The organism is Streptomyces finlayi, assembly GCF_014216315.1.
Lineage (GTDB): Bacteria > Actinomycetota > Actinomycetes > Streptomycetales > Streptomycetaceae > Streptomyces > Streptomyces finlayi_A.
The window spans coordinates 7,409,871-7,421,593 of the sequence record NZ_CP045702.1 but is presented as its reverse complement, the minus strand read 5'-3'; the positions used below and the strand labels follow the sequence as shown (position 1 = coordinate 7,421,593).

Genomic DNA, 11,723 nt, shown 5'->3' with positions numbered 1-11,723 from the left:
TCCCGTTGCAGGAGAAGTCTGTCATCACGCGCACGGTCGAGGCGGCCGGGGGTGTGTACGCGCCCGGCCACTTGGGCGAGCTGACCCAGATCGTGGACTTCGTACTGGTGGACGCGGTGATCGATGAGACAGGGTCACGTGAGAAGCGGCTGCGGCTGCTGCCGTCCCGGGTGGTGGTCTATTTCGTCCTCGCGCTGGCCCTGTTCGAGGACTGTTCCTATCGGGGCGTGTGGGGCAAGCTGACGGCGGGGCTGGAGGGACTGCCGTTGGTGCGTCCGGCGGTCTCCTCGCTGTCCCGGGCCCGACGGCGGATAGGAGCGGCACCGCTGCGGCGGCTGTTCGAGATCCTCGCCGGACCCGTCGCCCACCTCGGGCAGGCCGGCTCGTTCTATCGGGGGCTTCGGACCGTGGCCGTGGACGGCACCTTGCTGCACGTGCCCGATGAGGAGGCGCTCACCTGGCGCTATCCCAAGCGGGCGGGCGAGAGCGTGGAGTTCGGCTACCCGCTGCTACGACTCGTGGTCCTGGTCGAGTGTGGCACCCGTGCCGTGCTGGCCGCCGCGTTCGGCCCCGAGAGTGACGGCGAACTCACCTACGCGGGACGCCTGTTGAGTGTGCTGGACCGCACGATGCTCCTGCTGGCCGATGCCGGCTTCGACGCGAACGAGTTCGCCCGGGACGTCCAGGCCACCGGCGCCCAGTTCCTGGTGCGCTCCTCCGCCCGCCGCATACCCACCCCCTTCCGGCACCTGGACGACGGCTCCTACCTGGCCCGGATCGGCTACGGCGTCCTGCCCGTCATGCTGACCGTCCGCGTCATCGAGGCGTCCGTCACCGTGACCCTGGCCGATGGCACCGTCCGCACCGAGCAGTGGCGCCTGCTCACCACTCTCCTCGACCCGGCCGCCCACCCAGCTGCCAGGCTCGTGGATCTCTACCACGAGCGGTGGCAGTCGGAGACGACGTACTTCTCGATCAAGGCAACGATGCTGGACGGCCGTGTCCTGCGCTCCCGCAGCCTGACCGGCCTCGACCAGGAGGTCTACGCCCTGCTCACCACCTACCAGGCCCTGATCCGTGCCGCTTCCGACACCGCCTGCACCCGGCCCGGCCTGGACATGGACCGCATCAGCTTCACCGTCCTGCAGACCACCGCCGGCGACACCGTGACCACCGCGACCGCGATCCTGCCCCCGACGGGACCCGCCGACCTCGTCGGCACCATCGGCCGGGCCGTCCTCGACGCCCTGCACCCCGCCCGCCACCGGCACCGCGTCAAGGCCCGCACCCGAAAGAACCCCACCAGCAAGTACGGCCCGAACGCCGGACAACACCCCACGACCAGCCAGAACTACACCGTCCACACCACTGTCACGTTCTTCGAGCACGGACTTGCGAGCCGCTCGCGGACGTAAACGCAACGGTGTTGACCCTGATGCGACCCGACGATCTTGTCGAAGATGGACTTGTCGAAAGCCGTCGGCGGATTCCAGAACATGTGCGCGCCGTGCATCACGGCGATGTCCTTCGCCCGCATCTCCTCGATCAGCGCGTCATGCGCCGGATGCTCGATCCGCGTACCACCCGGCGTCGAGACGTCGAACAGATCATGATCACCGGTGATCGGACGCTGCCCACCGTCCTCACCCACCCCGAAGACCACACCGTCCCGGACGACGAACCGGTTCTCCGCCTCGTACGCGGCCATCTTCACGGCCAACTCGTGGAACTCCGTCGAACGCTGATTGAAACGCGACAGAACCCCGTCCCACTCACCCTCCGCGACAGAACCCCGCTCAGGCAGCACCGGCTTGAAATAGCCGACCAGCCCGATGTTCCCCTCATCCGCCCCAAGACGGACATCGACCTCGTTGACCGTCTTGGCCTTGATGTCCTGCGGCTTCGCCAACGCCCCGGCCTCAAGCCACTTCGGGGCAGAAGGATTGGTCGGCCGCACATCGATGACCAGGTTCCTGTCCCGCGCCAGCTCACGGAACCCCTTGAAGTTCTTCTCCGGAATCCCATACGCATGACGCGCCGTGTACGAGTTGGCCTCGGTCGTGTTCAGCGGGAGGGACGTCTGCTGTTCCTCGTGGACGGTGGCCGCGGGCGCCGGGTCATGCAGACGACGTGCCAACTCGGCGGTGTCCTCGGGCCCGAGGTCCAGCGCGGACAGCGGCAGCGGCTCGCCCGACAGTGACCAGGCGACCCGCGCCGACTCCGTGTAGGAGAGCCCGCGCACGTCCTCCCGCGAGATGAGCGTGGTGGGTGACAGCTCGGGCGGCGGCGGGGGCAGCAGCTCGTCGAGGGTGGTGTCCGGCCCGGCACCGGCCCGCAAGGCGGCCGCCGCGCTCAGGAACGCGGTGTACTGCTCGGGTGTGGGACCGGCGGACAGGCCGGTGGCGGGACCGGCCGCCGGGCCGGGGGGCGTGGCGACGTTCACGGTGTGCCAGTCGGTGACCATCCGGCGCAGCAGGTCCGGGGTCATGCGGCCGTCGCCGTAGCGGGCCGTGCTGTCCGCGTCGCGCCAGCGCAGACCGTCCACGTAGGCGAGCCCTGCGAGCAACTCCCGTTTCTCCGGTCGCTGTTCGGCGTCCGGGCCGAGAGCGTCACGCAGCGTACGGATCTGCTGGAGGGTGCGGGCGCGGGCGAACGCGTCAGCCGGGCCGGGGCCGGTGTGCAGGCCGGCATCCCGCGCCGCCCGGTCCAGGTCCCCGCCGCGGGGTTCCGGCGTGAACAGCCGCCACCGCCCCGGTCCGTCCGCACCCTCGGCGAGCACGGGGCGGAGGTCGCCGTTCCGGTCGCGGGCCGTGCCGACGTCGGTGGTCGGCGCGTACACCGGCCGCCCGGTCCGGTTCGCCACGTGCTGCGCCACCGGCAGGCCCGCGATCTCCGGCTGCCGTCCGGTCTCGCAGGAGAACAGCACCAGCGGCCGGTCCTGATCGCCGTCCGTCGCCCATGCCTTGAGCAGCTCACCGAGCTGCACACCGCTGACCTTCACGCTGGGCCGCGCCAAGTCGTCGGTGCCGAGCGTGACGGTACGGGGGGTGCCGTGTCCCACGAAGTAGTCGGCGCCCTGTTCGGTGCCCGCCCCGGGCAGCGGGGCCGATGGACCGGTGAACACGGTACGGCGGGTGGGCGGGGCCGCTTCGGTCCCCGTGACGGAGTCCGTCCGCAGTCGCGGGGACGAGGCGGGGGACTCGGAGGGGGACGCAGGGGTGGTCACGGTGCGTACGCCGCGGAAGGTGTCCTGGCCTAGCACCGCCCGGCGCCCCTTGTCGCGTGGCGTACCGTCCTCGGCCACGCTCTGCGAGATGGTCAGCGTCCGGACGGCACGGCCCGGTTGCGGCTGCTCCGTCGCGTCCGGTATCAGGCGCCGTACCTGGCTGAGGGGCACCGTGAGGCCGTCCAGGGTGACGACGGCCGGCTCGCTCGTCGGCCGCCGGGACCCGTTTCCGCCACCGCTGACACCACCGTCCACGGGGCGTACGACGATCCGGGCCGGTGGCGCGGGAAGTGCCACGGGCGACGTCGCGGGGGAGTTTTCCGGCGTGGCCGGCGTGGGCGGGGGCGGGGTGGCTCCGTTCCCGGTGCCGTGCCTCGTACCGGGCCCGGGGGCCTGACCGCCGGTCCCGTCGCTGCCTCGTTCGCCTTCGCCCGACTCCAGGTGCAGGTCGGTGGCCGTCTCGCTCCAGGGGCGCGACAGGGTGCCGAGCTCGGCCGGTGCGGTGGCGGCCGCGGGGTCCGGGGCGGTTCCTTCGCCGTGTACGGGGGTTGCCTTCTCCGGCACCGTCGGCGGGGGTGTGGCCGTGGAGGTGACGACCGGGGCGCTGTCGGTCGTCACGGTGCTCTGGGTGGCTGGTCGGGGCATCGGGCCGAGGGCGTCGGCGAGCGGCAGCAGCACGTCCGCGCCGGGGAACGCGGTCTCCTCGGCCACGTCGGTCGTCGGGCCGGTCAGGGTACGGGCCTGGACCGGGGCGCCCGGCCCGTCGCGGGTCAGCTCGACCGCGGCGCGTACGGGACGTCCCGCGCCCTCCGGCGCGAGGGCCGGCCCGAGCACCACGGCCCGGTCGGTCCCGGCCCCGTCCAGCAACTCGGCCGCCTCCGGCGACCCCTCCCCCGGCGGCGGCACCTCCGACACCACGATCGTCAGCGGCGGTGCTTGGGTGGACCCGGGGTTCCCTGGGCGTGTGGCGTCGGAGCGCACGTCTCCTGTGCCGCTGACCTCACGTACGTCACCGGTGTCGGCGAACGAGCCGAGGGTGCTCACCTTCGGCGGGGCGGTGGTGGCGTCGGGGTCCGGAGCCGCCGCGGTGTCGACGGCCGGACCGGCGGCGGCGTCGACAGCCGGTGCGGAGACGCTCTCTCCGGATTCCGGCGTGAGGTCGCTCCCGCTCGGTTCGACGGCCTCCGGGGCTGCGGTGGTCCGCGCGGAGTCGTCCGTCGCGGTCGGCGAGCCGTCAGCCGGGGCTGGGGCGTCCGAGTCGGGGGGGCCATGGAGTGACGTACCGGCGGGAGCCGTGGCGCTTCCGGCGGCGGGGACGCCACCCGGCCGAGCGCCGCTGCCCGCTCCGGGGGTGGCGGAGGCGCTGGACCCCACCGTGGCGACAGGGACGCCGCCCGGCACCGCGGCCGTAAGGTCGTTGCGCTCGGCCGCTTGCTGCGTGGACCCTTGGAGTTCGCTCCCCCGGGACCCCTGGACGTTGTTCTCCGGAGACTCCTGGACCTCGTGCTGCTGGGAGTCCGGGATGTCGTTCCGCGGAGACTCCTGGATGTTGCTCCCCGTAGAGGTCACCGTCGAGTTCGCCGGTACGTCCCCGGTCACGCTACCTGCGGACGTCGGAGCGGCCCCCTGCCCATCGGCAGCGTCCTGCGACCGCGCGTCCGGGCCGTGGTCCACCACCAGGTCGGCGTCGGCCTCAGCAGGGGGTGCCGTGGTCGTGCCGGGGTTGTTGACGGAGCTGCCCGGAGCGCCTGCCGTGGCCGGGCCGTTCGCCGTTCCCGAAGTGCCCGCCGTGCCCGGGCCGTTCACCAGGCCCGGACTGTCCTCGGAGCTCGGGGCGGCGCCCACCGTGATCGGGGCGTCCACCGTCACCTGGGTACCGAAGCCGTCGAGGACGCGGCGGACCTCGTCCGTGCCCACCTGTGCGGCGGGGCTGCCTCCGGCGGGCACCACCCGGACCTCGGGCAGCTGCGACAGGTTGCCGTGCAGGCTGTCGCGGACACCTATCTCGGCGCTGCCCGGCGGCTCGGCGCCGCGCAGGGCGGCGATGTCACGCAGCGCCTGCTCGCGGACCTCGGCGGGGCCCTGGTGGACCTGCTGCCACAGATCGTTCTCGACGGCGGTCACGGGCAGCGCGCCCGGGGAGTACGGCGTCGGGTTCCGGCCCGTGTACGGCGGCGGGTTCCCCGCGACCTGGGGCGGGGACGACGGAGTGCCGACGACGTCCCCCTGTCCGGTGGTCTGCGTGGTGACCGGCGGGGGCGAGGTGAGGGCGGGGCCGTCGCCGCCCGTGCCGTCCGTGCGCGAGGGGGCGTCGGTGCGATCCGGGCCATCGTCGGCACGCGTGGAGCCACTGCCGGAGTCGCTGTCGCCGCCGGACACGGTGGGCGGCCGGTGGCGCAGCCTGTCGATGGCGTGACGCAGTTCGGCGGCGCTGTTCACGGCGGTGTCGCTGAGCGTGGCCTCGACCTGGCTGCTGATACCCGCGCCCACGAAGGTGGACCAGTTGGTGGACCAGTCGCCGTCGTAGGCGCCCTTGATCAGGATCTCCGCGAGCGCCTCACCGGAGGCGGCGGCGAGGAAGTCGGCCGTCCCCTTGAGCCCGTAGTGCCCGGCCAGCGCACCGGGCCGGTCGGCGTTGTTGCGCAGGATCTGGCTGTTCCGCCACAGCTCGGTGTTGTTGCGGAAGGAGAGCGGGTCGTTCCGGAAGGTGACCGGCGGGTTGTTCGAGAGGTGGGGACCGTTCCCGTTCCCGTACGGGGCGGAGTCGGGGTGGTTGCCGGGGAGGCCGTCCCGGTCGGGGTTCGGCTTGGGGTTCGGGCCATTGGTGGTGAGGCCGAGGCTCGGGTTGTTCTTCAGGTTGGGGTTGTTCTTGAAGCCGAGGTCCGGGGCGTTCTTGAGGAAGTTGTTGTCGAAGCTCCTGACGATGCTCCGCGCGAAGCTGTCGAAGACGCTGGTGAGGAACCCCGCGGCAGCACCGAACGCGGCGGATTTGAGGACGTCGTTCCAGTCGATGCCGTCGGGGCGGCGGCCGTCCGGGGCGAAGTTCATCATCGCGAGCCGCACCGCGAAGGTCGTGAACGCCTCGGCGAACGCCTCGGTCAGCGAGGGAGCGAGATGCAGCCGCTGGAGCAGGTGGCTGAGCGTGGTGAGGATGAAGAACCGGCTGCGCATCTTGGCCATCATGATCTGGCTGGCCGTGGCGCCACCGGTGAAGAAGGACATCGCGAGGTAGATGGCGATCTCGATGAGCAGCCGGATGATCTCGGCGATGACCTGCCACTTGGACTCCATGATGTCCATGGAGGTCTTGCGCCGGCCTTCGGCGATCTTGTCGAGTTGCCCGGCGAAGTCGCGCAGGTAGTTCTTGCCGCCGTCGTCGACGAGCATGCCCATCGCCCTGCCGTAGGACTTGGCGAGGTCGTCCGGCATGGATTCGCCGATGTCGTGGATCGACTTGTCGATCAGCGAGGACAGTCGGTCCAGTTTGCGCCCCAGGCCGGAGTAAGGCCGACGGCTCTCGTACGCGAGGTCCTCGTCGGCGTCCATGAGCCTCTCCCCCGTGAGGATGAAGATCATGGCGTTGACCTCGGGCGATACCTGGATGCTCACCGGGGGCCGTCCGGAAGCCCGCACGGGCAGGACGGAGCGGCCGCTCCCGGCGTGAGGGAGCGGCCCGCGGCGCGGAACTCAGCGGCGGCCATGCCCGCCCGGGCCGCTGTCGAATCCGTCGGTGTCGAGGCGGCTGGTGCCCTGCTCGACGCTCTCGATGTTGTGGTCGCGGGTGTCCTTCATCATCCTGACCTGGCTGACCGTGGCATCGGTGATACCCACCAGTGCGTCACGGATGGACGCCATGGTGTCTTTGGTGGTCTGGCGTTCCTTCTGCTCCTGCGGTTTGGCCTTCTCCGCGAACTCGCCCTGTGTTCCCGGCCAGTTCACCGTGGGTGCCAACTCGTCGAGGAACTCCTCGGTCATGCTCCTCGTCAGGGTGCCGATCTCCTCCAGCTGCTTCGCCAGGGCCTCGATGCGATGCGGGTCTACGTAGTACCGCTGTCCCATCGTCAGTCCTCCCCCTCGTCACCGAGCGCGTCACGCCAGGCGGGGGCGGTCTGGGTACCGCTGCCCGTGTCCCCGTCGTCCTCGCGCAGCACGTCGGGACCGAAGATCCGCTCCCAGTCCATCTCGAAGCCCTTCAGCTCCGGCACGTTGCTGCTCGGCTCGGTGAAGGGCGCCAGCGCCTTCATCACATGCCGGTTCATCTTCAGGCGCGCCGCGCTCGCCGCCTCCAGGACGCTGGCGGCCAACTCCTGCGGGGACATGTCGCGGTACTTGTTCTCCAGGAAGTCGATCCCGGTCAGCTCACCCTGCGGGCCTGCCGTGGCACGCACCGCACGGTCGGACGAGAGCGCCGTGAACGACGCCGCCCGCAGCTCACGCTCGGTTCGGGCGACTGCCTCCTGGGCCGCCTCGAGTTCGGCCATGGCCTTCTCCAGGCGCTTCTCAAGCGGTTCCGTCATGCTCGCTCCCTCCCTCTCAGTCGGTCATTCCGTACGTCCGGACGCCCATGCGTCCGATCGGTGATCCCGGTCCTGGCCCTGCCCGTCAACTGCCTTGATGATCTTGCCTGCTGAGACCCCGCCGGGGAAGCCGGGGCCGGGTCGGATTCCTCTCCGGCGTCGGCGCACCGGACCCGAGCGGTGCTCACCGGCCGATGACGGCCGGAGTGCCGCCCTCCTCGGTGCCCCATACGTCCGCGTCCTCCTCCAGGTAGTCGGCGGACGTGGTGGACCCGCGTCCCGGCTGTGTCTCCTCCTCCGGGGAATCGCCGCCGGTCGTCGTCACGCGGGAAGCCGGAGACAGGAAGGTGTCACTGTCCTCCTGCCGGTTCCACGGACTGCGCCGGCGCCGGTTGCGGCGCTCGCTCTCCTCCGCCGCGTCGACCAGGACGGCGCGCACCCGCTCACCGTTGCCCTTCTCGGCGCCCCCGCCCATGCCGCCCATTCCCCCGCCCATCGGCATGCCGGGGCTGCCGGGCATGCCTGGGGTCCCGGGGGCGCCTCCGGCGGCGGTCGAGGCGGCCAACGGAGTGCCCGCGCCGGCGGTGGCACTGTCGGACAGGGGTGCGACCCCGGTCCCGCCGAGCCCGTCCAGGGAGATGGAGCCCGCCCCCGGGAGGCCACCGCCGGAGGCGCCGCTGCTCACCTGGCCACCGCCGAGACCCAGTTCGGAGAACGGCACGTCCCGGCTGGTGGTACCGCCGCCGCCTGTCCCGTTGCCGCCGAGATCGTCGAGGCCGCCGGCACCGCCGATCTCGTTGAGACTGCCCAGACCGTCGAGTACGCCCGAACTGTCAAGGTCCACGGGCGAATTGAGGTCCTTCAGGTCCACCGTTTCCGTCTTGCCCTGCGGGTCGGTGACGGTGGCGGTCCCGGTCTCCGGGTCGATGATCTGGGTGGTGCCGTCCGGGAAGGTGGTGTTCAGCAGACCGTTGTCCAGGAAGGTCGTGGAGCCGTCCGGGTTGGTCACCTTCGCCCCGTGGGTGAGGTCGGTGTTCACCGTGGTGCCGTCCGGGTCGGTGCTGGTGAACATCCCGCTGTCCGGGTCGAAGACGGCCTTGCTGCCATCGGCGAACATGGTGGCGAAGTCGCCGTTCACGATGCCCGTGTGCCCGCCGGTCGGGGTCTCCAGGCCGTTGATGGTGCCGAGTCCGTCCGAACCGTTCAGGTTGCCGAGGCTGCCGAGGTTCTCGGTCGTCGTGGTGCCGTCCGGATCGGTGGTGACGGCCTGGCCGGACACCGGGTCCACGACCTGCCTCGTGCCGTCCGGGAAGGTGGTGGTCAGCTTCCCGTCGTCACCGAGCGAGGTGACCGACCCGTCCGGATTGGTCACCCGCGTACCGTCACCCAGCTCCTGCGTGGTGACACTGCCGTCCGGATGCGTCGTGGTCAGCAGCCCGCTGTCCGGGTCGAAGGACGTACTGCTGCCATCCGCGAAGTCGGTGGTCAGGGCCCCGTCGTCGAACTGGGTGCTGCCCCCGGTCGGAGTCTCCAGGGAGCCGCCGGCACCGTTGTTCAGGTCACCGAGACCGCCGAGGTCATCGACCGAGGTGGTGGGCAGGTCGGCGTTGATGGCGCCGAGATCCCCCAGGTCGCCGAGACCACCGGGGCCGTTCAGGCTGCCGAGGTTCTCGGTCGTGGTGGTGCCGTCCGGATCGGTGGTGACGGCCTGGCCGGACACCGGGTCCACGACCTGCCTCGTGCCGTCCGGGAAGGTGGTGGTCAGCTTCCCGTCGTCACCGAGCGAGGTGACCGACCCGTCCGGATTGGTCACCCGCGTACCGTCACCCAGCTCCTGCGTGGTGACACTGCCGTCCGGATGCGTCGTGGTCAGCAGCCCGCTGTCCGGGTCGAAGGACGTACTGCTGCCATCCGCGAAGTCGGTGGTCAGGGCCCCGTCGTCGAACTGGGTGCTGCCCCCGGTCGGAGTCTCCAGGGAGCCGCCGGCACCGTTGTTCAGGTCACCGAGACCACCGAGGTTCCGGGTGATCGCGTCGTTCGCCGCGTCGGTGGCGTTCTTCGTCCCGCCGGGGCCGTTGTTGAGGTTACCGAGGTTGCCGAGGTTCTGGGTCACGGGGGGCACGACTGCCGTGGGCTGCTGGCCGTCGGGGCTGTTCACGTCGCCGAGGTTGCCGAGCTCCTCGGCGATCGTGTTCAGGTCCCCGGTGCCGCCCTGGCCGTTGAGGTTGCCGAGGTCACCGGCGCTCTCGGTGACCGGGAGGTTCCGGTTCAGCAGCTCGTCGAGGTTCTGCTCGTTGACCGCGTCGGGGTCGTTGAGGCCGCCGAGGCTGTCCTTCACGGCCTTCTGCTGCTCCTCGGCCTCCCGCTTGGCCGCCTCCTGCTCGCGCCGCTGCTCCTCGCGCAGTTCCTCCTGGTACTTCTTGTCCTCTTCCCGCTGCTGGTTCTGCTCGTTCCGCAGCTCGTCCTGGAGGCCCTTGGCCGCCTCCTGCTCGCGCCGCTGCTCCTCGCGCAGTTCCTCCTGGTACTTCTTGTCCTCTTCGCGCTGCTTCTTCTGCTCCTCGCGCAGCTCGTCCTGGTACTTCTTGTTCTCCTCGTTCTGCGCCTTGATCTCCTCCTTCTCCTCCTCGAGCTTCTTCTCCTCGTACTCCTCCGAGGCCGTGTTGGTCGACTTCGGTTTGGGTACGTTGTCGGCGAAGTCCTCCCCCAGCTCCAGGAAGTGGTTGTTCAGAGCGGACTGCACCTGCGCTGCGGGCTTCCCCAGGTACTCGTCGACGGCCTGGGTCCAGATCTTGACCGCCTTCTCGCCGACCTTCGCCCAGTTCGCGGTGTCGGTGAGGTCCCCGTACTCCGGGTGCACCTGGGAGAAGCCAGCCTGTGGGCTGTGGCTGACGCTACTGGTGTAACGGCTGGTGTACGACTTGATGTCCGTCTTGGCGACGTTGTTCGCGTCCACCCATTGAGCCAGGTCGTCCAGCACGTAGCGCAGCACCTGGTGCGGGTCGTAGTACGCGGACTTGGCCCAGGCCAACCACGCGTCGAGCAGCTTGTCGGCGGAGTCCACCAGGTAGTCGCGGCCCAGTGACAGGGCACGCGAGTAGACCGTGCCGCCGGCTCCCGTCGCGTCTGCGCTGCCTACCGTCGAGTCGAAGGTCTCGACGTAACTGTCGTAGTTCTCGCGGATCTTCTTCAACAGGCCGCGGAAGACCTCCGCAGCCTCACCCTTCCAGCTCGCGTCCTCCCGGGCGAAACGGTCCTCCCAGTCCTTCAGCACGACTGCGTGGTCCCGGAAGAACTTCGCCGCGTAGTCGAAGGACTGACCGGTGGTCGTGAAGGAGTTCAGGTCCACCGCGTCGGCCCCGGTCACGCCCAGGTTGCTGAACCGGGCGTCCTGGGTACTGCCGCCCAGCAGTCCGAGGAGGGCCGCCCGCGGCCCGTTCATGTACCGGGCCAGCGGAATGGTGCTGAACTTGTCGTCGTGGTAGTCCCTGAACTCGTTGCCCTCACGGACCTGCGCATCGTGGACGTTGTCGGAGCCGGGATCGGCGAAGATGACCTCGTCCCCGATCTTCACGCGGCCCTCGAAGACGATCCGGGCCTGCATGATCGACCGCTTCTCGCCGCTGTCGAAGAACCAGATGTCGTAGTCCTCGCCCTTGTTCGTCAGGAAGCCGGAGTCCTTGACGAGCAGGCTGAGGCTGCGCTCCTTGATGCCCATCCGGAAGAGCTTGCCGCCGTGGTCGGACCGAAGGTCGTTGAAGACGAGGGTCCGGTCCGGCACCGGATAGCCGGTGATGTGGGTGACCAGAGTGGCCCAGGTATCGGTCGACGGCTCGCCGGCGTCGTCGAACTTGTCGAGGTTGGCGACGGAGTTGGGATCGTACCGATCGGCCACCGGGCGCCCTTTCTGGTCGGTTGTCGTCCGTGTCTGCGCACGACCTCGTCGTGCGGGTGTGCAGCCGGATGTTTTTCTGCGCGAGCGC

Annotated in this window: 5 protein-coding genes; 1 reads left to right on the top strand and 4 read right to left on the bottom strand. The window is 70.3% G+C overall.

The window, feature by feature from the left end; all coding sequences use genetic code 11:
• Positions 1-5: 5 nt before the first annotated feature.
• A complete protein-coding gene (locus F0344_RS34075; protein WP_185296855.1) occupies positions 6-1,415 on the top strand; it encodes an IS4 family transposase in 1,410 nt (469 codons plus the stop codon).
• Here the strand turns inward: F0344_RS34075 and F0344_RS34070 are convergent.
• From F0344_RS34070 to F0344_RS34055, 4 genes are all read right to left on the bottom strand, one after another.
• Positions 1,352-6,835, bottom strand: coding sequence for a hypothetical protein (locus tag F0344_RS34070; RefSeq protein WP_258050216.1), 5,484 nt, complete (start codon positions 6,833-6,835; stop codon positions 1,352-1,354). The two genes, F0344_RS34075 and F0344_RS34070, sit on opposite strands and share 64 nt — an antisense overlap.
• A 78-nt stretch (positions 6,836-6,913) precedes the next feature.
• The gene (locus F0344_RS34065; RefSeq protein ID WP_185302426.1) at positions 6,914-7,285 is read right to left on the bottom strand and encodes a hypothetical protein; all 372 of its coding nucleotides are present in this window, start codon (positions 7,283-7,285) and stop codon (positions 6,914-6,916) included.
• Positions 7,286-7,287: 2 nt separating this feature from the next.
• Positions 7,288-7,743, bottom strand: a complete 456-nt coding sequence (locus tag F0344_RS34060) for a YbaB/EbfC family nucleoid-associated protein (protein WP_185302425.1) — start codon at positions 7,741-7,743, stop codon at positions 7,288-7,290.
• A gap of 184 nt (positions 7,744-7,927) precedes the next feature.
• Positions 7,928-11,635, bottom strand: a complete 3,708-nt coding sequence (locus F0344_RS34055; protein WP_185302424.1) for an AAWKG family protein — start codon at positions 11,633-11,635, stop codon at positions 7,928-7,930.
• Positions 11,636-11,723: the final 88 nt, after the last annotated feature.